21 protein-coding genes are annotated in these 21,330 nt (G+C 34.0%); 10 read left to right on the forward strand and 11 right to left on the reverse strand.

Translation table 11 applies throughout. The annotated features are described in order from the left end of the window. Nucleotides 1-54: 54 nt before the first annotated feature. The 3 genes from OZP07_RS21850 (at nt 55) to OZP07_RS21860 (ending at nt 1,860) form a co-directional block, all read left to right on the forward strand. Nucleotides 55-723 (forward strand): potassium channel family protein, encoded by a 669-nt coding sequence (locus tag OZP07_RS21850; RefSeq protein ID WP_194643939.1) that lies wholly within the window; start codon nt 55-57, stop codon nt 721-723. Nucleotides 724-1,126: 403 nt separating this feature from the next. Beyond that, on the forward strand, nt 1,127-1,390 hold the full coding sequence (locus tag OZP07_RS21855) for a hypothetical protein (RefSeq protein ID WP_281636773.1): 264 nt from the start codon (nt 1,127-1,129) through the stop codon (nt 1,388-1,390). Then, the gene (locus OZP07_RS21860) at nt 1,348-1,860 is read left to right on the forward strand and encodes an alpha/beta hydrolase (protein WP_281636774.1); all 513 of its coding nucleotides are present in this window, start codon (nt 1,348-1,350) and stop codon (nt 1,858-1,860) included. The genes OZP07_RS21855 and OZP07_RS21860 overlap by 43 nt, the downstream gene beginning before the upstream one ends. A 340-nt stretch (nt 1,861-2,200) precedes the next feature. On the opposite strand, the gene OZP07_RS21865 is transcribed toward OZP07_RS21860, so the two are convergent. From OZP07_RS21865 to OZP07_RS21875, 3 genes are all read right to left on the reverse strand, one after another. Further along, nucleotides 2,201-2,431, reverse strand: coding sequence for a uroporphyrinogen decarboxylase (locus tag OZP07_RS21865; RefSeq protein WP_281636775.1), 231 nt, complete (start codon nt 2,429-2,431; stop codon nt 2,201-2,203). 69 nt (nt 2,432-2,500) lie between these two features. Then, entirely contained in the window at nt 2,501-3,670 is a 1,170-nt protein-coding gene (locus OZP07_RS21870; RefSeq protein WP_281636776.1) for a DUF1501 domain-containing protein, read from the reverse strand. 79 nt (nt 3,671-3,749) lie between these two features. Next, nucleotides 3,750-5,144, reverse strand: a complete 1,395-nt coding sequence (locus OZP07_RS21875) for a DUF1800 domain-containing protein (protein WP_281636777.1) — start codon at nt 5,142-5,144, stop codon at nt 3,750-3,752. A 319-nt stretch (nt 5,145-5,463) separates the two neighbouring features. Here OZP07_RS21875 and OZP07_RS21880 point away from each other — a divergent pair, with 319 nt between their 5' ends. After that, entirely contained in the window at nt 5,464-6,093 is a 630-nt protein-coding gene (locus OZP07_RS21880; protein ID WP_281636778.1) for a hypothetical protein, read from the forward strand. A 109-nt stretch (nt 6,094-6,202) separates the two neighbouring features. On the opposite strand, the gene OZP07_RS21885 is transcribed toward OZP07_RS21880, so the two are convergent. After that, nucleotides 6,203-7,048: a hypothetical protein gene (locus OZP07_RS21885; protein ID WP_281636779.1), complete on the reverse strand. Its 846-nt coding sequence runs from the start codon at nt 7,046-7,048 to the stop codon at nt 6,203-6,205. A gap of 138 nt (nt 7,049-7,186) precedes the next feature. Here OZP07_RS21885 and OZP07_RS21890 point away from each other — a divergent pair, with 138 nt between their 5' ends. Both OZP07_RS21890 and OZP07_RS21895 read left to right on the forward strand, forming a co-directional pair. Next, nucleotides 7,187-7,474: a hypothetical protein gene (locus OZP07_RS21890; RefSeq protein WP_194642444.1), complete on the forward strand. Its 288-nt coding sequence runs from the start codon at nt 7,187-7,189 to the stop codon at nt 7,472-7,474. A gap of 13 nt (nt 7,475-7,487) precedes the next feature. Next, the gene (locus tag OZP07_RS21895) at nt 7,488-9,974 is read left to right on the forward strand and encodes an Hsp70 family protein (protein WP_281636780.1); all 2,487 of its coding nucleotides are present in this window, start codon (nt 7,488-7,490) and stop codon (nt 9,972-9,974) included. 184 nt (nt 9,975-10,158) lie between these two features. Here OZP07_RS21895 and OZP07_RS21900 read toward each other — a convergent pair whose 3' ends face one another. After that, complete coding sequence (locus OZP07_RS21900; RefSeq protein WP_281636781.1) at nt 10,159-10,515, reverse strand: helix-turn-helix domain-containing protein; 357 nt, start codon at nt 10,513-10,515, stop codon at nt 10,159-10,161. Between the two features lie 16 nt (nt 10,516-10,531). Beyond that, nucleotides 10,532-10,780, reverse strand: a complete 249-nt coding sequence (locus OZP07_RS21905; RefSeq protein ID WP_281636782.1) for a type II toxin-antitoxin system HigB family toxin — start codon at nt 10,778-10,780, stop codon at nt 10,532-10,534. A 134-nt stretch (nt 10,781-10,914) separates the two neighbouring features. On the opposite strand from OZP07_RS21905, the gene OZP07_RS21910 reads away from it, so the two are divergent. After that, nucleotides 10,915-11,811, forward strand: a complete 897-nt coding sequence (locus OZP07_RS21910) for an IS982 family transposase (protein ID WP_281635207.1) — start codon at nt 10,915-10,917, stop codon at nt 11,809-11,811. Between the two features lie 227 nt (nt 11,812-12,038). Here the strand turns inward: OZP07_RS21910 and dprA are convergent, their stop codons facing one another. Then, a complete protein-coding gene (gene dprA / locus OZP07_RS21915) occupies nt 12,039-13,139 on the reverse strand; it encodes a DNA-processing protein DprA (protein WP_281636783.1) in 1,101 nt (366 codons plus the stop codon). A gap of 204 nt (nt 13,140-13,343) precedes the next feature. Between dprA and OZP07_RS21920 the strand changes: the two genes are divergently transcribed. Beyond that, nucleotides 13,344-14,327, forward strand: a complete 984-nt coding sequence (locus OZP07_RS21920) for an HU domain-containing protein (RefSeq protein ID WP_281636784.1) — start codon at nt 13,344-13,346, stop codon at nt 14,325-14,327. Nucleotides 14,328-14,944: 617 nt separating this feature from the next. Here the strand turns inward: OZP07_RS21920 and OZP07_RS21925 are convergent. The 3 genes from OZP07_RS21925 to OZP07_RS21935 form a co-directional block, all read right to left on the reverse strand. Then, the gene (locus OZP07_RS21925; protein ID WP_281636785.1) at nt 14,945-15,508 is read right to left on the reverse strand and encodes a TetR/AcrR family transcriptional regulator; all 564 of its coding nucleotides are present in this window, start codon (nt 15,506-15,508) and stop codon (nt 14,945-14,947) included. Nucleotides 15,509-15,599: 91 nt separating this feature from the next. Beyond that, the gene (locus OZP07_RS21930) at nt 15,600-16,547 is read right to left on the reverse strand and encodes a polysaccharide deacetylase family protein (protein ID WP_281636786.1); all 948 of its coding nucleotides are present in this window, start codon (nt 16,545-16,547) and stop codon (nt 15,600-15,602) included. Nucleotides 16,548-16,555: 8 nt separating this feature from the next. Beyond that, a complete protein-coding gene (locus tag OZP07_RS21935; RefSeq protein WP_281636787.1) occupies nt 16,556-16,945 on the reverse strand; it encodes a DoxX family protein in 390 nt (129 codons plus the stop codon). A 91-nt stretch (nt 16,946-17,036) separates the two neighbouring features. Between OZP07_RS21935 and OZP07_RS21940 the strand changes: the two genes are divergently transcribed. Both OZP07_RS21940 and OZP07_RS21945 read left to right on the forward strand, forming a co-directional pair. Then, entirely contained in the window at nt 17,037-17,885 is an 849-nt protein-coding gene (locus tag OZP07_RS21940; protein WP_281636788.1) for an AraC family transcriptional regulator, read from the forward strand. A 244-nt stretch (nt 17,886-18,129) separates the two neighbouring features. After that, on the forward strand, nt 18,130-18,345 hold the full coding sequence (locus OZP07_RS21945) for a hypothetical protein (RefSeq protein WP_194642453.1): 216 nt from the start codon (nt 18,130-18,132) through the stop codon (nt 18,343-18,345). A gap of 658 nt (nt 18,346-19,003) precedes the next feature. Here OZP07_RS21945 and OZP07_RS21950 read toward each other — a convergent pair. After that, entirely contained in the window at nt 19,004-21,274 is a 2,271-nt protein-coding gene (locus OZP07_RS21950; RefSeq protein ID WP_281636789.1) for a helix-turn-helix domain-containing protein, read from the reverse strand. Between the last annotated feature and the right edge of the window lie 56 nt (nt 21,275-21,330).

The following is a 21,330-nucleotide window of genomic DNA, read 5'->3' on the forward strand; positions in this document are numbered from 1 at the left end:
TTTAGTCACATAAAACCAAAATAATTGATAATCCAAACTAATATACTACTAAAAATGAGCGAAACTAAAATTGAAAATTTAGAAAATAAACTTGGCATCTTAAATCTGTTAGTGATCATTTTATCAATATATGTTTTAGGTTCGTTACTTGTTGATTCTTTTGTAATTTTGTCACCTGAAACTTCGACTCTTTTAAATTATATAGACAACACAATTTGTGCTTTTTTCTTTGTAGAATTTTGTATTCGTTTTTTCAAAACAGAAAATAAATTAAAATTTATGCGTTGGGGCTGGGTTGATTTAATTTCTTGCATTCCAATGGTAAATTATTTGCGAACAGGAAGATTATTACGTTTAATACGTCTGCTTCGTATCGTTAGAGCTTTTAGATCAACAAAACATTTGATAAGTCATATTTTTGCTAATAAAGCACAAGGAGCCTTAACCTCTGTTTCTATCATTGCAGTTTTACTTATTATATTTTCTGCGATTGCTATACTACAAGTAGAAAAAGATCCAAATAGTAATATTAAAACTGCTGAAGATGCTATTTGGTGGGCGTATGTTACGATTACAACGGTTGGTTATGGTGATAAATTTCCTGTTACCACAGAAGGGCGAATAATCGCATCAGTTTTAATGACAGCTGGAGTTGGACTTTTTGGAACATTTACAGCTTACGTTGCTTCACTGTTTGTTATTGATAATAAGAATACAAATTAGGCGATTTGAATAATATTATTAAAACCAATGGTAACAATTGATTCCCTTCGAAAACTAGCCCTTTCATTCCCTGAAGCCACCGAGGAACCACACTTTGAAAAAACATCTTTCAGAGTAAAAAAAAAATCTTTGCCACCTATGATGAAAAACTCAAAAGAGCCTGCATAAAATTATCCGAAATTGACCAAGACTTTTTTTCATCAGCAGATAAAACCATTATTTATCCACTGGAAAACAAATGGGGCAAACAAGGCTGGACATTAATCGAAATGGAATAAGTCCACGAAGATTTATTTATTGATGCTTTGACAACTGCTTATTGTGAAACAGCACCAAAAAGACTTGCTGAAAAATTACGTCCAAATAATCAATACCCCTAACAGAAATATTGATTGAAGAAATCATGACAGCAAAAAAGCCGACTATAAAAAAAGTCTTAAAGAAAATCTGGATAATAGCTGGGATAGTTTTCACGCTTTGGCTGTTCTATTCATCAGAATCATATGGAGTGAGTAATCAGTCACTAGAAGAAAGCGCTACAATTAAAACACTGAATACTGATGATTATTATAGTTTTACGCCAAAAGAAGCATTTAAAAATGTATTTATTTTTTTCCTGGCGCAATGGTTGATCCAAAAGCATATGTCCCGCTTTGCAGAAAAATAGCAGAAAACAATATACAGGTTTATTTAATCAAAATACCTTCGCAGCTTGCATCCAAAGGATATAACAAACCAAAAGAATTACACTTACTTAGTGATAAAACCAAAACATACATCCTTTCGGGTCATTCATTAGGAGCTAAAATGGGCGCTCAGTTTGTATTTGAAAACCCTAAATTAATAGACAAGCTGATACTCATTGGCAGTACACATCCAAAAACGATTTCTCTAGCGGACTGCAAAATACCCATCTTAAAAATTTACGGATCAAATGACGGTGTAGCTGACGAAAAATCAATTTTAGACAATAAATCAAAACTTCCAAAAACAGCACAATTTCAAAAAATAGAAGGTGCTAATCATTCGCAATTTGGTTATTATGGATTTCAATTAGAAGATAATCAAGCAAGTATCACAAGAGAAGAACAGCAGGCTACAACTTTGAAGATTATTTTAAAATTTATAAATAACTAAAAAGAGGTCCATACATTTGATTTTCTAAATAAAAAAAGTATTCTAACAATGCTGTTAGATTAATATGCCTATCCGCAAAACATACTAAATGTTTTTTTTGCCACTGATTACACAGATTCTCACAGATTTTACATGCATGTTTTAGAAATCTGTGTTAATCTTTATAATCTGTGGCCAATATTATCGATTGGATATTAGTCACGGAAGTCATATAGATTAATATTTCCTGACAAAAATTCACCAAGTATAACTCTCGCGAATACGCTATAACACAAAGAAATCTAATCTAAATGTGAATTTAAATTGATGAGTTGGTCTTAATTTAAGACAGGTATGCACATTACTGGCTACGATAATGTCTAATTAAATACAAAATATTGATTCCCAATATAAATGCATTTGTGATAATAATTGGCAAAGAAGCAGCCAGCATAAAGCCATAAATGATAAATAAAATACAGCCCGCAGAATTTACAATCCGCAGGGTATTGATGTTTTTCATTAAAAATGAAGTCATCAATACGAATGATGCTAAATAACCTACCCATTCTGTTAAAGAAATATCCATCATGTTATTTAATTTAAAGAGAGATAAAAATAGGTTATTGTCTTGATTCTTAATATATAAAATTTATGTTTTTTAAAACAAACCCTCCAATACTTTATTTTGGATTCCAATTTTTGTAAAGTCAAAATTCAGTTTATTCTTCAAAATGGAAGCATAAACACTTCTAAAATCAATTTCATGGCGCAAATCACCATTGTCCAAATTGCTGAGATTGGGGTTATTTCCAATAATTTTTCCTTGATTATTACCTCCGATGATAAACATTGGAGCCGCTGTTCCGTGATCAGTTCCCCGTCCGTTGTCTTTTACACGGCGTCCAAATTCAGAGAAAACTACGATAGTTACGTTTTGTAACTGCTGTGATTTTTTTAAATCTTTGTAGAAACTAAAAACAGCATCATTAAGTTCAGTCAATCTGTTTTTGTGAATAGAAAGCTGATTATCATGGGTATCAAAACCGCCAAGGGAAGTATAATACACCTTGGAATTTAAGTTACCTTTTATCAATTTCGAAATCCATTCGAGGTTTTTTGCCAAGCCTGTTTTTGGATAAACCACATCTGAAGCAGCTGATTTTGCTAATGCTTTCTGAATTTCATCTGAACCTTCTATAACAGAGTTTGCCACTTTTCGAACAAAATCCAATTGAGGATTTCCCGATAACTGCCCTTCATTTTCCTGTCTGTTTTTGGTTTTAAACCGTTCGGGATCTTTTACAGTAATTGAATTCGGTTCATCTCCTTTCAGTGCCAAGTTATCAATAGTGTCAATATTTATTCCTGCTGTAGGCTGATGCTCCCTGCACTGCAGATCCAGATAACGCCCAAGCCAGCCGTCATTTAAATATTCTTGATTTGTGGGTGCTGTCTGCCAGATTTCCTGGCTTCTGAAATGAGAACGCACCGGATTTGCATAACCAACATTTTGGATAACAGATAAATCACCGCTTTGCTGCATGCTCGCAAACCCTTTCAAAGCAGGATGAAAAGCCATTCCTTTTGCAGTATTTAAAACCTCACCTTTCGAAATAGCAATTGCCGGACGTGAATTATAATACAGCGCATCTTCAAAAGGAATAAAAGTGTTAAGCCCGTCGTTTCCGCCATTTAACTGCACAAAAACCACACATTGTTCGCCCAAAACCAAATTAGTCTGTGAGCCAAAAGAATATAAAAAATCAGGTAACAGAAGTGATCCTCCTGTAAATGTTCCCGTAAGCGCTAAAAATTTTCTTCTGTCCATGATGAATAAGTCTTAAGGTTGAAAAGCCATAAATTCTAAAACCCTCATTAAGTTTAACTTTATGGTCTTTCTCTAACTATTATATTAATTGAAACTCAGGAGTTTTTACCATAAAATTGAATAACCGCAATACAGCATTGTCCGAACCTTCTGTATTACTGTCAAAATCATACTTTAAAATTCTTTCGAAATCCTCCTGATCGGATGCATCGGTTTTAAACAGCAGACGGTTTTCGAGTTCGGCAATGATTACTTTATTGCTTCCGCTTTTATCCCAATCCAGTTTCACTTTAAACTGCCTATTTGGATTTTGAGCCATCATCTGATTTTCAATATTTTGTTTATTCCCACGAGTTAAGTTTTTACCATTACAAAGGAGATCAGCAACATTGCTCCGCTGTAAAAAAACCTGTGAAGTAAGCCAGGAATTACCTCCGTCCCACCCTTTTACATTGGGCTGATTGAACAGATCCATTCCTTGATCTCTTAGAAATTTAGCAATTAATCTTTCATTTGGGTTTTCGATATTGAGTTCGTTTGTCAGTTGCAGAATATATTCCAATGGGCTTTTAATCTTGGAACCAGCATTATTTTTGGCAAATTCTTCAATAAATATCTTGGTTAATAAGGGCTTTATTTCAAAATCCTTTTTTCTCAGATAATCACCATAGTAGTGAACCAGTTCTTCTTTTGGATTATCGTAAATGAACCACTGCATTATTTTTCGGGTAATCAGATAAGGTATATTCGGCTGTTCAAAAATAATGTCAATCATTTCATCGATTTTAAAACTGCCTTTTTTCCCAAAATAAACAAAGCTCTCATTATCTTCAAATTTTGGTCTGTAAACGGCTCCATCATCACCTAGACCTAGACCAGCAAGGCCTTTGGCACCGTTTTTTATATCATCTTCCGAGTAATTACCGATTCCGAGTGTGAAAAGCTCCAATAATTCCCTGCTTAAATTTTCGTTGAGTTTGCCTTTTCGGTTGTCTGTATTATCCAGATAACGCACCATTGCATTGCTTTTAACAATTTCCTTAGTCAGGGTTTTGAAATTTCCAAAAGCATTTTTCCTTAAAATCTGATTGTGCTGAAAAAGCCAGTAATTTACTTTCACCTTTGAAAACGCAGCCACATAATGATTATGCCAGAAACAAGTCATTTTTTCGCGAAGCGGAAATTCTGAAGTGACCATTTTATCAATCCACCAGATTTTCATTTCTTCAAAAGTCTGCCGTTCTAGTTTCTGTTTTTCCTGTTTTTGTTCCCTTGGGGCATTTTTATACAAATCCCGAAACTGCTGAAATTCAGCTATTGTTTTTGGGCTGTTTTCCAAAAAGGAAGGAATAGAGGAATCTACTGGAGCCGAAAATGAATTTTCAAGAAAAGAAGCCAGTTCTTTTTTAGAAATTTTCGATGCTTCTTTATCAGTAAAACCCAAACGAAGTGACCAAAGCACATTTTGATTCATAATAAAAGTGTTTAGATGAATGCGAAATCGTTTTAGTTTGACCGGTTTTTATGAAAATGGTTTAATTATAATCATAAAAAAATACGTATCGTGTAATACAAATGACTTTGAACTGCGCTAGTTACTGGTTATAACGGGAATCTTAGAAATAAATTTTATGATTTAAAAGCACCGCAACCGATACAAAAAATATTCCTGCTGTTTGAATTTAGTAATCAAAATCGCATATGTACACAATTTTTTATATATTTGAAATTAAGCTTCTGCCTAAACAGCAGGGCAGTCATTTAAAACTAACATCCAAAAACGAATTAAACAATTGAACACTATTCAATCATTGCCCCCCGATTTAAAATCAGTTATTGGAACAGAAAAAATTGATTTTTCTATTCTTGCCAAGAGAAAACAGCCCTTAAAAAATTCCTTCGGACTTATCATTTTTGGAACCATCTGGACAGCATTTATCAGCATTTTTGTATTTGCTTTTATAGTCCCGCTTTTTAAGGGCGAAGAGGTTCATTTTAAAGTAAACGATGAACCGGTAACCGGCAGCTGGGAGAATTTTGACCAAATGCTTGTTCCTACACTGTTGATTGGAGTTTTTGTTTTAATAGGAATAGGTATTTTAAGCAGCGGTTTTTACTCATTCTTTCAAAAAGGCGGTAATTTTGTGGGCACTCCAAACAGACTGATTCATTACCGAAAAGGAACTATAACCACCTATGACTGGGAGCAGTTTTCCGGGAATATGGAAATAAACAGTAAAAAAGAAGACATGTCAATGGAACTACGCACAGGGAAAATGGTAAGTGAAAAGAACAAACCCGATAAGTATGTTCCCGATGTCATTTATATTTCGGGAGTTACTGATATTTTAGAAATCGAAAGAATATGCAGAAACAGAATTAAAGAAAATGATCCTACTCCTGCCGCTGTTTCCTTTTTTTAATATTTCAAAGTGATTGATACCGCAGAGTATTGGCATCAAAAAAGCCTAATCAGAATATTTTGATTAGGCTTTTTTGATAATACTATTTTTACTGGAGTAAATTATGGATTTAATGGCTGGAACATCTAGAGCAAAGTACTAGTATCTTAATAATTGCAATTATTATAAAAATAACTGTCCTCGCAGAGATTCCAGATGAAGATCCTGATGATTCCTGGTTAGCAATATTAGCAAAAACTGTTTCCCTGTTTCTAAGCAAAACGTCTGTTAGATTTTGATCATAAGCTTTATAACCAGCCATTGAGGATATACATGCCATCAAAAAATCAGACTGCCTGTTCGCATTATAGCGCTCAGTGATAATATTCGTCAGACTCCGCACTTTATCATCCATTTCGATAGAACTGAAAAAAGATAATAAATCATAAAAACTTCTGTACTGAATATATGAAATATCAGATTGATCTGTATTGACAGACTGAGTCAGCCTCATTAACAGAAAATCAATTTTAACAATTAATTTTTTATTCAGCTGAAAAAGAGCATCTTCTGGAAAACAGTCTTTGTATTCAAAAACATCAGCGATAGTATCAAACTTGTTCTGGGATAAATATCCATCATAAAAAAGCACCAGATCATCTATAAGAAACTGATTGATAAAACCCTGAATTTTTTCAGAATCATATACTCTTTGTGGTGCAGGAAATTGGTGTCTCGAATAGTTTTTTTTAGAAAAAAGATTAAACAGAAGACGGTTTGAAACCACAAAATAGAGTTCTTGAGGGAATTCCTTGAATGCCAAAACCAGATTATTGGCCGCATTAGTATCTATGTCAGGATTTATTCTTTTTTCAACATTAATCTGTTTTTCTATGCGGATTATTTCTTCTGGAGAAAAAGACTGGATATTGCTTTTATCAATCTTTAACTCTTCAAATAACTCAATTATATTCATACTTTGTGCTAATTTTCAATCACAAACATAGTCAATTTAAAGCTTTTGCAAAACCTTTGATAAAAAATATTATTAGCAAATAACAACCTACAAAATAAATTGTAAATTGCCCATACCTAAAATCCAATTTAAAAATATATGAATGTAATAATAAACCAGCTGTTTGAAATTGAAAAAAAAGCGTTAGAACAAAACATTGATGGTTTTGAGCGAAATCTAAAAAGAATTTACCACGAATTGGAAGAAAAAGGATATAAAATAATAAATCCGCTGGGAACAAATTATGACGAAAGAGACAGTTCTATTGAAGCGAACATACTTAATTCGAATTCAAAAAAAATAACCAAAGTCATCAGACCCACCATTTATAAAACAGAAAACGATACTTTTCAGCTGGTTCAGAAAGCAGTTGTAATCGTAGAATAACAGCAAGCAGTATATGAAAAATATAAATATCGGAATTGATTTGGGAACAACCAATTCGGGGATTGCAAAATATGACAACGGTAAAATCAGTATTTACAAAAACCCTGTTGGTTTCAAAGACACCATTCCATCTGTAGTTTCGTTCCGAAAAGGGCGGATTCAGATAGGCGAAAAAGCCAGAGAACACAGTGCGACAAATGCTGAAAATGTATTTTCGTCCTTCAAACGGAAAATGGGATCCGACGAAGTTTACTATATCAAAGACCTGGATAAAAACTGCAGCCCGATAGAACTGTCATCGATGGTTTTGAACGAGCTGGTTAATTTCGCTCAAGGCGAAAGTTTAAAATCGGCAGTGATTACGATTCCGGCTTCGTTCGATACAATTCAGTCCAATGCTACCAAAAAAGCAGGTTACCAAGCAGGTTTTGAAGAAATTGTTCTGCTTCAGGAACCAATTGCCGCCTGTCTGGCCTACTCCAATTCCTTGAATCTTGAAATTACCGAAGATAAAAAATGGCTGGTTTACGATTTTGGAGGCGGTACTTTTGACATCGCATTAATCAAAATCAATGAGCGCGAACTTAAGGTATTTGACCATAAAGGCAACAATTTCCTGGGAGGCGTCGATCTGGATACTTTATTTGTCGAGAAAATAATCTGCCCGAAAATAGAAAAACAGACTCAGGAAAAAAACCTTTGGGAGAAACTGATTTCCAAAGAAAATACAGATTACAACAAGCTGTTTTTTGAGCTTCTTTTCAAAGCAGAAGAAGCCAAAAAAGAACTTTCGATAAAAGAAACTTCCAGCATAGAAGTTGATTTCGACGAACTTTCCATTTCATTGGATCTGGACATCACCAGAAAAGAATTTGAAGCAATCATCAAAACCAAATTTGAAGAATCCTTCCATCTGGTTGAAAAATTGATTAAAGATAATCTCTTAACCTTTTCGGACATCGAGCGCATTATCCTTGTCGGCGGTACAACTTACATTCCGTACATACGCCAGCAATTGCAGGAACGTACCCAAATTCAGGTGGAGACCAGTTTGGATCCGACAACAGCAGTAATCATTGGCGCAGCATATTATGCTGGTTCAAAACCTTCGGAATTAATCGAAGAAGAAATTGTAAAAACACCTCAAGCCGAGCAGAACAGCATTCATGCCGAAACTATATATGAACCACATTCCAAAGATTCAGAAGAACTGATCGTAGTTCTTTTGACAGAATCATTTGACGGTTATTACAGAATTATACGTGCTGACGGCGGTTTTGACACAGGTCTTTTGAAAGCAAGCAAAAAAATAGCCGAGTTTGTTCCTCTGCTGGAAAAAACATCGAATCAGTTCACGCTGTTTTTATACGACAGTCAGCAAAAACAGGTATTCAGCAATGATTCTATCCAGATTACAAATGGACTTTACAGTATTTTAGGCCAGCCGATTCCTAATGACATCTGCCTTGAGCTGGATGAAGAATCCGGTAAAAGCCACATGGAAATTATCTTTAAGAAAAATGATATTCTGCCTTTAAAGAAAACGATTTATAAAACCTGCTCCAAAAACATTCTCAAAAACTCAGATCAAAAACTAATTATCAATGTCGTTGAAGGAAATGCGGGAAGCATGGTCGGCAGTAATCAATCCATTGGTTACATCGAAATATCCGGCAGGGATTTTGACCAGGATTTAGTTAAAGGAATGGATATTGAACTTAATTTCAAAGTTTCGGAATCACGGGATTTAAGCATCGATGTTTATATTAGTGCATTAGATCTGGAAATAAACGAAGTCTTCAATCCGCATCAAAGAATGATTTCCATCGACAAATTATCATCTGAAATCAAAAATGCCTTAGACGCTGTTACTGAAGAAATAAGAAATGAAGTTCAGAATGAAAATTATGAATATTTGGCCAAATTAAAACGATCTGAAGAATCGCTGAGCATTCTTTACAATGAGGCATTGGAGAATAAAAATGACGCCATTACTGATAAAAAATATCAAATCGATGAGCTGAAAAAAATCTATATTCAGGAATTTGATGATATTATCAGACACAAACATATACTATCTGAACTTGATGAATACAATAAGATAAAAGACAGTCTTTCTTTTTATATCGAAAAAGGCAGTCCGCGCCAAAAAGAAGAGTACGAAAAGATTATAAAAAACGAAAAGGAAATTCTGCAGTCCAACAATAAATATCTGATCCGCAAAAAAAATAAAGAACTGGAAAGCCTGCTGGAAAATATTTATAACAATCAGGATGAAAGCTATATAGACTATTTTTATTATCTGCGTTTTGAAGATCCAAGCGTTTTCAAAGACCGTTCCAAACACAGCAAACTAATGCAGTTAGGCGAAAAAGCAATTGACAACTCCAACTTAACCGAATTGAAATCAATCTGCCATCAGCTGTATAATTTACTGATTGTTAAGCCCAAAAGAAAAGACGATTTCAATACATTTGACGGGAATCTTGGGATAAAATAACAGTATAAATTTAAACCATATAAGTCATTTAAGCACATTTAAGAATCAATTTTATTAGCTTCTTACTTGTATTAAATGACTTATATGGTAAAAAACATGTAGTTATTTTGTTCTTACTATTTTAAATCACATCAAGATTTCAAATAATCTGTAATTCAAAATCTGAATTTGTATTCTAAAAAAATTAAGAACTGGGAAGAAATACCTCAGCCGGAAGACTAAAATAATCTTTCAGTTTTTTTGCCATTTTAAGAGTGATTTCACGTTTGCCTGAAAGCACTGCCGAAACGTGCCCTTTCGTACCTATTAAGGGTTCTAAATCTTTGTTTTTTAAACCCATTTCCTGCATTTTCATTTTAATAACTTCCAGCGCATCAAGTTCAGGCATTGAAAAATGTTTGTCCTCGAAATCTTTTATCAAAATAAGTAAAACAGCTAGTTCATCATCTTCGGGTGTGCCAGGTTCAGCATGAAATATTTCCATTGCACGTTTTACAGCAATTTTATGTTCGGCTTCTGTTTTTATGACCTTCCAGTTCATTTTTTTATTTTTTATTTTACAGATGTAAATTTTCGTCAAACTCAATGGTTTCAACATCTATTTTATCATATTCTTTATGCATTCCAAACCAAATTGAATAACACGCTTTTCGTCTAAATTTGAATGAAACCATTAATCTAAAATCATTTCCTTTGATGTTAAAAACGACTCTTTGATTGTTTACTAAACTTGCATTTCTGTAAACTTCTTTGAGTTCATTAAAATTGTCAAAATCTTTTTTAGAAACTTCATTATACCATGTCAATAATTAATTATTTGCAATTGGATATTTTTGAACCTGAACTCGATTAATAATTTTGGTTGAAAATTTTGTAGAAAAAGGTAAAATTTAGTATATTTAAATTTCTGACAATTAAATATTTAACTAAACTCTACCTTATGATTTGTTTTGATAAAATTACAGATATTTTTTCTATTGTTGATGAATTTTGCAAAGATTTTGATAAAACCACACAGTCTTTTCTGCTAGGAAAACCTTCCAAACGTCCTTCGATTATGTCAAAATCAGAAGTAATTACAATTTATTTACTTTTTCATTTGAGTGGTTTTCGCTGTTTCAAGCATTATTACATTTTTTATGTCCAAAAGCATATGCAAAATGAATTTCCTAATACAGTTTCTTATAATCGCTTTTTAGAACTAATGCAAAGTGTTCTTTTGCCAATGACAATTTTTGCCAAAACCTGTTGCTTAGGCAATTGCACAGGCATTTCGTTTGTAGACTCAACACCAATTAGAGTTTGTAAAAACAAACGAATCAGTAGAAACAAAGTTTTTAAAGGTATTGCCACTACAGGGAAATCTACAATGGGCTGGTTTCATGGGTTTAAACTCCACATCATCATTAATGACAAAGGAGAATTGTTAAGTTTTGCTGTAACTCAAGCCAACGTAGATGATAGAGAGCCACTGAAAAATGAGGGCTTTTTGAATGCTATTTTCGGAAAACTATTTGGTGATAAAGGATATATAAGCGAGAAACTCTCTCAATTATTATTTGTTGATGGAATCCAATTAATTACAAGTATTCGAAATAATATGAAAAATAGTTTGATGGAAATGAGTGATAAAATTTTACTCCGTAAACGTTCAATAATAGAAACGGTTAACGATGAACTTAAAAATATTTGCCAAGTTGAACATTCTAGACATCGTTCATTTACCAACTTTTTGTCAAATCTTATCGCTGGAATAATTGCTTATAATTTTCTGCCTAAAAAACCTTCTTTGAAATACGAAACGATTAAAACTAACCAATTGGCTGTATTTTATTAATCGAGTTCAGGTTTTGAGTATAATAAATTATTGTGTTTCTGCTAATTATATTCATTGTCAAAGGTGTAAAATTGTTTTCATTTTGCAAACATTGTTTTGTCTTTCGATTCTAATTACTTTGAATTGAATCACCTGCTGAACAAAGTGATGAGAATTTACGACGCGAAGAATTTAGATAAGATTCTCAAAGATGTACAAATCTGCAATCTAGAATCGTTATTCTACAATCAAACCGCCTCAAACATTTTCCCAGGCAGAGGCCGTATGACGCCTTTCAATTCCATATTCAGCAATAAACCAGAAATCCTGTAAATGGGAAAATCGCAGTGGAGTGCAATAATATCCATCTGTTCTTTACCTGTTTTCAAAAGATAATCATAGACTTTCTGCTCATCATCATCAAGGGTGACAAACAGCTGTTTTTGAACCGCTTTGCTTTCCTGTGCAATATCCCAATTGAGATTATAAATCAAATCGGCGGTGCAGGTGAGGATAATGGCCTTTTGGGTTTTGATTAAATTATTGCAGCCCTGACTGTATTTGTCGGTGGTGCGGCCTGGAACAGCAAATACATCTCGGTTATAATCATTGGCCATATTGGCAGTAATGAGCGAACCGCCTTTATCAGCAGATTCTATGACAATCGTCGCTTCGGACATTCCGGCAACGATGCGGTTGCGCCGGACGAAATTCTCTTTGTCAGGATTGGAAGTGCTCCAAAACTCAGTCATAAAACCGCCATTCTGTTCCATTTTGGCAACATACTTTTTATGGGGTTTGGGATAAATCTGGTTCAAACCATGAGCAACAACGCCAATCGTCTGCAGATCAAGATCCATCGCGAACTGATGTGCCACTATATCAACACCATAAGCAAAACCGCTGACAATTATCGGATCCAGCGGAGCTAAATCTTCAATCAACTTTCGGCAGAATTCCGTTCCATAAGAAGTGATTTGGCGAGTCCCGACAATACTGATTATTTTGCGGTTTTTCAAATCGATGTTCCCAGACGAAAATAGTAAAACTGGTCCGTCAATGCAGTGTTTTAATCGATCTGGATAGCTGCTGTCCTGAAAACCTGACACGGCAATATTGTTCTTTTGAATAAAATCCAGTTCATTTTTGGCTTTATCAAAAATGGTTTTATCTTTGAAATTCTTTAGTAAAACCGTGCCTACACCATCAATGGAGGCAAGATGCTGGGATTTAGCTTTTAGAATATTTTCGGCTGTTTCAAAGTGAGTGAGCAGTTTTTTGGCCATAATGTCGCCAACGCCCTCTATCCGAAGTAAAGCCAATGTGTAAAATAAATTTTCTTCTGACATATCTTACAATTATAAGACAAATTTTTGAATATCAGAAAGCTTTAAAAATTTAAACCATTTCTTTTTTAGAATAAATACAAGAAATTGAGTTTTTTGCACATCAAAAATAAAACATAAACAACTGATTCAATAACACATACAAATTGTTAATAAAAATTGTGAATAAAATTTTGATAACTATTCACGTTGCATAACTTTGTTAACATGAAAATAGAACTTTACATCGCGCAACTTTTATACCGTTACCAATGTGTAACTCTTCCTGGTTTTGGAGCTTTTTTGGCCGAAATCCAATCGGCACAGCTGCTTGAAAGCTCGCATTCTTTTTTCCCGCCAAAAAAGACAATTTCCTTTAATCCTCATATAAAAAACAATGATGGATTATTGGCAAACCATATTGCTCAAGCCGAAAAAACTTCATATGATTATGCCGTAAGTGCTATTGAATATGAGGTTTTGAACTGGAAAAAAGCATTACACGAAAACCGTACTTTATCAATAAAAAACATTGGTATCCTTAACTTGAATACCGAAAACAATATTCTTTTTACTCCAAATGAACAAACAAATTACAATGCAAAGTCTTTTGGATTGACCACATTTGTTTCACCGGCAATAAAAAGAGAAATTGAACTTCCAAAAACGGAAGTTATAGCGGAGATTCAAAAAACCGTAATCGAAGAAGAAAAACCTGTTTTCAATTTTATTCCGGAAACAGAAACAAGAAAAAATAATTCTTATCTAAAATATGCTGCTGTATTTGTAGTAGGACTTGCTGTTGCCGGATCTGTCGGATATCCCTTGTATCAAAATCAAATTGCGTCCGAAACTCTTTTAGTAGAAACTGCCGTGCAAAAAAAGGTGCAGAATAAAATACAGGAAGCAACTTTCTTTATACAGACACCAATTCCTGCGGTTACACTATCTTTAAAATCTGACAGTAAAGAAGCTGTCAAACTGCCTTATCACATTATGGCCGGCGCTTTCAGAAGTGAAGCAAATGCCCAAAAAAGATACAGCCAATTGGTCGCCAAAGGTTATGATGCTAGAGTATTAGGTGTTAACAAAAACGGTTACTACCCTGTTTTATACGGAAGCTACAGCACTTTTGCAGAAGCAGAAAAAGACAAAAAAGAAATCATCGAAACTGATAATCCTCAAGCTTGGATTTTGATTCAGTCTTTATAAAATCAATATTTCAAATACTAAATCCCGAAACAAACCAATATAAAATGGCTTGTTTCGGGATTTTTGTTTTTCTAATGGATTCTAAATGATTTTAAGCTGTTTCAGGCTGTTTTTCTTCAAAAACAAACACGAACAGCTTTTGATACCTAAAGTCCTTTAAAAAACACAAAAAAGCAGTTTTGGAACCCAAATTGAATCAAATCGTCAATACCAATTTTAGCCTGACAGATAAATTCAATTGTTTAATCACTTCGTTAGTCAAATTCATTCATACTTTCTTCAAATAATTTTCCATTCTCAATCTACTAATTTGATTTTTATTTTGCTGAATAAATACATACAGGACAGGGCATTCGTTTTAAGACTTTTAAATTCAATATACTCAAATTATAAAAAAAGGCACAAAGATGACACGGATTTAACCGATTTTGCACTGACTCCTGCTAAATTCCTAGTGGATTGTAAAATACCGTTTTCTTTGTGATATATTTTAAAAATACCTTTTACAAAAACTATAATAATACAAAAACACCCACAGATTATAAAATTTAATCTATGGGCATTTTTAGTTACAATTAAAACTACAGACTGATTAATCAGTCTATAGTTTTAATTGTTTAATCTTCAATCATTTTCCAAAGTAATTCAAAGGTATCTGCAATAAGCTGATCGGATTCGTCTCCAGTAATTTTATTAGAAATAAGATAATAATACAATCCATTTATCTGGGCTGTAAAGAGCGAAAATACCAAACCTACCTGCATCGGCTTTAAAACAACCAGATTAATTCCGTTTTGAATTAAAACATAAAGAGGATGTTCATCATTATTTAAAACTTTAGTAATCCCAGATTTTGAATAAGGAGAATTGATAAACTGCTGCAGATAATGAAACTCCTTCGGATTCTCCAGATTCCATTGCAAAGAAGCAGTAAATAAAGAACGGAAAGATTCTTTTGAAACCGAATTTGACTCAATACTTTCGATAATAAAATCATCCATTTTCTTAATAATGCTGTTGTAAATACTAACGATAAGTATCTCTTTGGTAACAAAATAATTAAACAAAGTTCCATTAGCAACACCTGCCTCCTGAGCTATTTTACTGGTTGCTGTTCCATGGAAACCATTGTCAACAAAGAGTTTAATAGCTGTTTCAATAATTATTTGATCTTTATTCATAAAATTTAACTGATTAATCAGTCGTAAAGATAAGAATAAATAATAAAAAAGGTTTTAAACATAATCATAAAACTGCTGAATCAAAATAAAATCAATAGTCTCTAATTGTTGTTGGATCGGCTAATGCCAATGAAGCAATTTCATCTTTTCTTTTAAAAACTACTCCTTTGTGCTTTTGCATATATTGTATTAAATCATAAGCCGCTTTTACCATCTGAGGAGTTCCTCCGATGCGGTCATGAAAACTAATAGAAAGCTGTCTTCTTCTGAATGAACTTTCAATATAAAGCTGATCAAATTCGGTTTTAACCTGATTAAAAAATTGATCAACCGAAAAATTCCTGCCTTCTATTAAAACAATATCGTTACAACGAAGTGTATACGGCACAACTACAAAATCAGAATGATTCACCTGAATAATAAAAGGCTCATCACGGCTCAAATCATCGATATGATACTTAAATCCAAGTTCCTGCAAAATTTTCAGAGTGTTTACGCCACGCCGTAACCAATTAGCATTATAGCCAACTGCATCAAAACCAGTTGCCTGTTTTATAGCTTCCACTCCATCCTTAATAAACTTTTTTTCTTCTTCATATGGCATTGTATATTGTGAACTCCAATTCATGCCGTGTGCCGCGGCTTCATGACCCCGCTGTACAATCTCTTTGGCCAGCACTGGATTCTTCAATACCGCAGAACCAACCATGTGTGAAGTAACTTTTATACCCAATTTATCCCAGTTATCAAGCATTCTGGGAATTCCTTCTTTGTAACCATAATCAAACCATGTTGCACCAGGCAGATCAATATATCCTTTCTGAATGTTCTGCGGAAAAGGACTTTCGGCATTGACAGGCTGACCGCCCGCTTCAAACTGCATCGAAATTGAAACTACCAATCTGGAACCATCAGACCATTTTGCAGACTGCGGTTCTCTTTTTTCAATTGGAAAAGCTTTAACAATTTCGGATGGATTAACTATTCCTGCTAATCCGGCTAAACTTCCCTGTTTAATGAAATGACGTCTTGAACTCATTCTGATTATTATTTGATTAAAGAATCCAATGAAATAGTGTTAGCCACAATAAACTGAAGCAAAAAAGCAAAGAAAGCAGCGTGAATCAATTGAGACGGCAAAGCTTCCCAATTCTCAATCAAAGCAGTTCCAAAAACAAGGATAACCATCACGATAGCAGCCACTACTAAAGCTGTTTTGGTAAATAAACCTGCAATGAGCAGAAGTCCAATAAACAGCTCAGCTATCGGCAAAGCATAACTGAAAGGCACCACAACGGTTTTTGGCAAAAGCGATTTTTCAAAACTTTCCGCCATCCAAGAACTAAAGGCCTGCAATTTGGGTATTCTAACCAATCCGTGACCAAACATGCTTGCTCCTATGGCAAGCCGTAACAAGAAATAAACTGTTGCATTCATTTTTAAAATGTTTAAAATTAGAATACAAAGATGAGGCACTCCCATATGCTTCATTTGTATAATCATTGGGAATAATTGTACATTTGTTAGTATGGAAATCCGAAATCTATATCAGCCTTTTGAACTGGAGTTATTGAAAATCGATAACTATGAAAATCGTGAACATAGGAATACATTTTTTGAAATGGTTTTTGTACTAGAAGGCGAAGGCACACAAATGATTAACAATCATAAATTACCATATGCCAGCAACAAACTTTTTTTGATTTTTCCCCAAGACATACATGGATTCGAAGTTACCACAACCACGAGTTTTTTCTTTCTTCGTTTTAATGACAGTTATCTAAAAACACAGCCGAAAGAATGGATTCAGAAACTAGAACTGATTTTCAACAACCACAATCATCTGCCTGGGTGTATTTTAAAAAATGTTTCAGATAAAGCATTAATTAGAGCCTTAGTCGAAGCGCTTATCCGTGAAAATGCGAACCCGCAATTTCAGCAGCAGGAAGTCATAAAACAGCTGATAAATACAATCATTATCATTGCCTCAAGAAATATATTACTTATGCCGCCATCTGTTACGGATAAATCTAAAACAGATTATTCAATTCAATTGCTGAGTTATATTCACCAAAACATATATGACCCCGCTCTGCTGAAATCTGAGCGGATTGCAGAGCGGTTTAATGTTTCTCCCAAGTATATCAGTACATTTTTTAAAATTCATATTGGAGAGACTCTTCAGGATTATATCATTGCCTATAAAATAAAACTAATTGAAACCAGGCTTCGCTACACCGATATGCAGATCAATGAAATTGTGTATGAACTGGGATTTAGTGATTCCAGCCATTTAAACCGCCTGTTCAAAAAATATAACGGAATAAGTCCAAGCGAGTATAAGAAAATGATGGATGAAAAGCAGACTTCTTATTAGACCAAAGGAAAATTTTTAAACCGCCACTGTTCAAATACTTAACTAATACCAGGAGATGTATTTTTTGCCATTTATAAATATACAATCTCAATAAAATTATTTTTAGTCATTTATCGGATTAACATGTTATTTATCAGATTTGTTTTCAGTAAAAAAAACCTTATTATAAATTTGTATAGGTCTTAATATCAGAAAAATAAAAATTTGGAGTTATAATTAAAATAGAAACTTAAAAAATAACAAGATGAAAACTAATCAAATTTCCAGCAGAGAATGTGCGTTTATAATCTATGGTTATGTAAGCATTTCAACATTTTTATTGATGTCGATTAGCAAACTTACAGACAGTCTTGAAAAAGCTATGAATTTCAATTCATTTGCAACAGCAATAATTGTTTTAAACATGATCGTGTTTCTTACCTCTCTTTTTTATAAAAGAAAACATATTGTACACGGTTAACATCATTTTTAACTTTAAAAAACAACAACAAAAATCTTCTTAAAATATAGATAGAGACTTGATTTATATCAGTCTCTATTTTTTATAAATACTGAATAACAATACAAATTTGAACTGCAGTTTTCGGTTCCAAATAAATATTCCTTTCAGACAAGAAATGGTTAGAAACCAATAAAAAAAGATTTACAGCTCATTTCTACACTTTTGTTTAAATCTACTAGAAAAGATATTTATTGTAATCATTCATTTATGTACTAATTCAAAATTATTCTTGCTGTAACGAGCTTAACTGAATGATAGAAATCAATGTCATTAAGTCAAGATTTTTTGACCTCAGAGAGGTCTAATATTTATAGAAATAATATTCGATTATGACAATGACCCCAGCCGCCTTAAATGTTTCTTCATATCGTACAACCCCGCTGGGATTTTTGTAACGCATATTTTTGATTTCTATAAACATTGAAATCCTCTGGATCTCTCTTAACTTAATGACATTCGGATAGAAATAAGCAGCCAAAGCAGCATAGATAGCCTGAGTCCACTGGGGAAAGTAGCCACTAACTGATAAGAAAATAAGCCTCCTTTCTCAAGCGGGGTCGTGTCCTAAATTATTATTCACAGAACTGAGTAAAATAATTCTGAAAGTTTATTTTAACTACGCATTCAGACTTACCTTAAACATCCTTAACTCTTCCCAAGAAAATTTATCGCCATGTTTTTCTTTTAACGGAGAAACGGATTCTTCTGCGTATCCTTCAAAAGCGTCAGTAAGTGCATGGATTTTGTCTTCGGGAAGGACTTCCTGAATGGTTATGGTTTTAGACTGAATCAGTTTTGTGAGGTGCGAAAGGATCGTCTCCTGATTGTATTTCCGGATCAGCGCAATTTCAGAAACTGTTTTCTTTTCTAACCACAGCTCATAAGTTAATTCCACTGTAGATTTTTTAGGTTCTTTAGTACCTGCTTTTTTGGGTGAATAGCGGTCAGCATCTTTTTCATCTTCAATAAGAGTGATATTGGCTTTCTTAAAATCTTCAGAAACTCGTTCCAGCTTTATCGTTTTGTATTGCTTAATTTCTGGTGAAGTCAGTCTTTCCTTGGAAATCGCTTCGCCGTTTACTAAGGTTTCAATCATCAGCTTAGCTTTCATCAGCTGCAGTACAGCTTTAGTCTGTAAATCGTCAAGAATGACTAATTCATCATAAAAAGATTTGGCTTTTTTCTGTCGTTTTACTTCTTCAATTTTCCAAAGGATTTCATATAAAAGCTTGTCCATTGGATCCATGAAATAATTAAAAGCAGCGTTAATACGATCAGAAATATGTTTGAATTCAAGCTGTTCGCTGTGGAACAGTTTATCCAGCTGCAGCATAAATTTAGAAGAAGGATCTAAAAGCTGCCAGATTACGCCAGCCTGATTTTTTGCCCAGACTGCATGTTTCGATTTTACTGAATTTTCAGCATCTTCATTATAGCTGAACTGATGATTGCGCCATTCCTGTGCCAAAACGTTCCAATCGAAACTGTTTTTCAGATAGTTAAGAATAAAATTCTTCGTTTCGCGTTTCAAAGCATTGGCCAAAACTTCGTCTGATGCTTTGTTTTCGGCATAATCCATAACATCCTGATCATTCGAAATACCATTCATCCGCATCGGAGAGAGCAAAATAAGCCCGTTTAAGGAACGTAAACGAGATAATGCTACATAGGCCTGACCAGGCAGAAAAACCTGCGATACATCAAGCACAGCTTTGTCAAAAGTCAATCCCTGGCTTTTGTGAACCGTAATCGCCCAGGCAAGTTTGATAGGATAATGAACAAAAGTACCCAAAACCTCCTCCTCTATTCCCTTAGTCAGCTCATTTACAGTATAGCGGATGTTCTGCCATTCATATTTATCTACTTCGATCGTTTTATTCTCGTCAGGAAAATGAACCCATATTTCTTTTTTAGTCATTGTTTTTACAATTCCCATTTTACCGTTGAAATAATTTTTCTCCATCGACAAGTCATTTTTGACAAACATAATCTGTGCACCAACCTTCAGTTGCAAATTGGAATCTACAGGATAAATTTTCTCTGGAAAATCATCTGTAATCTGTGGCAGGAAAGTCATAGCCTCTCCATCTAAATCTTCAAGAGACTGAGCATTCATTACATCAGCTTTGACGTTATGGGTTGTCAGAGTGATATAGCCTTTATTTTCTTTCAGATCAAAATCAGGTTTCACGAATTCGTTAAGCGTCTGAATATCGCTTGCCGTAATCTCATTATTACGAAGATTATTCAAAACCGAAATAAAACGGTCATCAGTCTGGCGGTAGATTTTGGACAATTCAATATACAGCGGCGGATACTGCTGGATCACATGCGCATGAAAAAAGAATTTTCCTCTGTAGTAATTTCGAAGTGTCCTCCATTCTTCATCTCGAATGATTGGCGGTAATTGTAATAAATCACCTATAAACAATACCTGTACACCGCCGAAAGGCTGCACTTTTTTTCGAACAGACTGCATCATAAAATCCATAGCATCAAGCATATCAGCGCGCAGCATACTGACTTCATCGATTATAAGCAATTCCATGTTTTGTATCACAGCACGCTTTTGTCCGCTCATTTTAAAATGCCTGCGGAGTGTTGCCTTAGTTTCAAACTTTGTCGAATCTGAAAATTGCGGGGCTGAATTATCTGGAATAAACCCGCCAAAAGGCAATTGAAACATCGAGTGAATTGTAACACCTCCAGCATTCAACGCTGCTATACCAGTGGGTGCCACAACAACTGTATTCTTGTGTGTAGTAGCAATAATTTCTTTTAAAAGCGTCGTTTTACCAGTTCCGGCTTTCCCAGTTAGAAAAATGGATTGCTGAGTTTGGTTAATAAAACGCAGTGCGTAGGCAGCAGCTTTGGATATGGATTGCATTTGGCGTATAATTTAAAAGCTAAAATATAAAATAATGGAAATAAAAAAAACCTTCG

Source organism: Flavobacterium marginilacus (genome assembly GCF_026870155.1).
Classification (GTDB): Bacteria; Bacteroidota; Bacteroidia; order Flavobacteriales; family Flavobacteriaceae; genus Flavobacterium; species Flavobacterium marginilacus.

Bases quoted from the DNA above. Each gene is read 5' to 3' on its own strand.
- OZP07_RS21855 (WP_281636773.1), top strand. From the start codon at position 1,127: ATGACAGCAAAAAAGCCGACTATAAAAAAAGTCTTAAAGAAAATCTGG.
- OZP07_RS21945 (WP_194642453.1), top strand. From the start codon at position 18,130: ATGAAAACTAATCAAATTTCCAGCAGAGAATGTGCGTTTATAATCTAT.
- OZP07_RS21870 (WP_281636776.1), bottom strand. From the start codon at position 3,670: ATGGACAGAAGAAAATTTTTAGCGCTTACGGGAACATTTACAGGAGGA.
- OZP07_RS21890 (WP_194642444.1), top strand. From the start codon at position 7,187: ATGAATGTAATAATAAACCAGCTGTTTGAAATTGAAAAAAAAGCGTTA.
- OZP07_RS21935 (WP_281636787.1), bottom strand. From the start codon at position 16,945: ATGAATGCAACAGTTTATTTCTTGTTACGGCTTGCCATAGGAGCAAGC.
- OZP07_RS21875 (WP_281636777.1), bottom strand. From the start codon at position 5,144: ATGAATCAAAATGTGCTTTGGTCACTTCGTTTGGGTTTTACTGATAAA.
- OZP07_RS21860 (WP_281636774.1), top strand. From the start codon at position 1,348: ATGGTTGATCCAAAAGCATATGTCCCGCTTTGCAGAAAAATAGCAGAA.
- OZP07_RS21910 (WP_281635207.1), top strand. From the start codon at position 10,915: ATGATTTGTTTTGATAAAATTACAGATATTTTTTCTATTGTTGATGAA.
- OZP07_RS21920 (WP_281636784.1), top strand. From the start codon at position 13,344: ATGAAAATAGAACTTTACATCGCGCAACTTTTATACCGTTACCAATGT.
- OZP07_RS21925 (WP_281636785.1), bottom strand. From the start codon at position 15,508: ATGAATAAAGATCAAATAATTATTGAAACAGCTATTAAACTCTTTGTT.
- OZP07_RS21885 (WP_281636779.1), bottom strand. From the start codon at position 7,048: ATGAATATAATTGAGTTATTTGAAGAGTTAAAGATTGATAAAAGCAAT.
- dprA (WP_281636783.1), bottom strand. From the start codon at position 13,139: ATGTCAGAAGAAAATTTATTTTACACATTGGCTTTACTTCGGATAGAG.
- OZP07_RS21865 (WP_281636775.1), bottom strand. From the start codon at position 2,431: ATGATGGATATTTCTTTAACAGAATGGGTAGGTTATTTAGCATCATTC.
- OZP07_RS21950 (WP_281636789.1), bottom strand. From the start codon at position 21,274: ATGCAATCCATATCCAAAGCTGCTGCCTACGCACTGCGTTTTATTAAC.
- OZP07_RS21900 (WP_281636781.1), bottom strand. From the start codon at position 10,515: ATGAACTGGAAGGTCATAAAAACAGAAGCCGAACATAAAATTGCTGTA.
- OZP07_RS21895 (WP_281636780.1), top strand. From the start codon at position 7,488: ATGAAAAATATAAATATCGGAATTGATTTGGGAACAACCAATTCGGGG.
- OZP07_RS21930 (WP_281636786.1), bottom strand. From the start codon at position 16,547: ATGAGTTCAAGACGTCATTTCATTAAACAGGGAAGTTTAGCCGGATTA.
- OZP07_RS21850 (WP_194643939.1), top strand. From the start codon at position 55: ATGAGCGAAACTAAAATTGAAAATTTAGAAAATAAACTTGGCATCTTA.
- OZP07_RS21940 (WP_281636788.1), top strand. From the start codon at position 17,037: ATGGAAATCCGAAATCTATATCAGCCTTTTGAACTGGAGTTATTGAAA.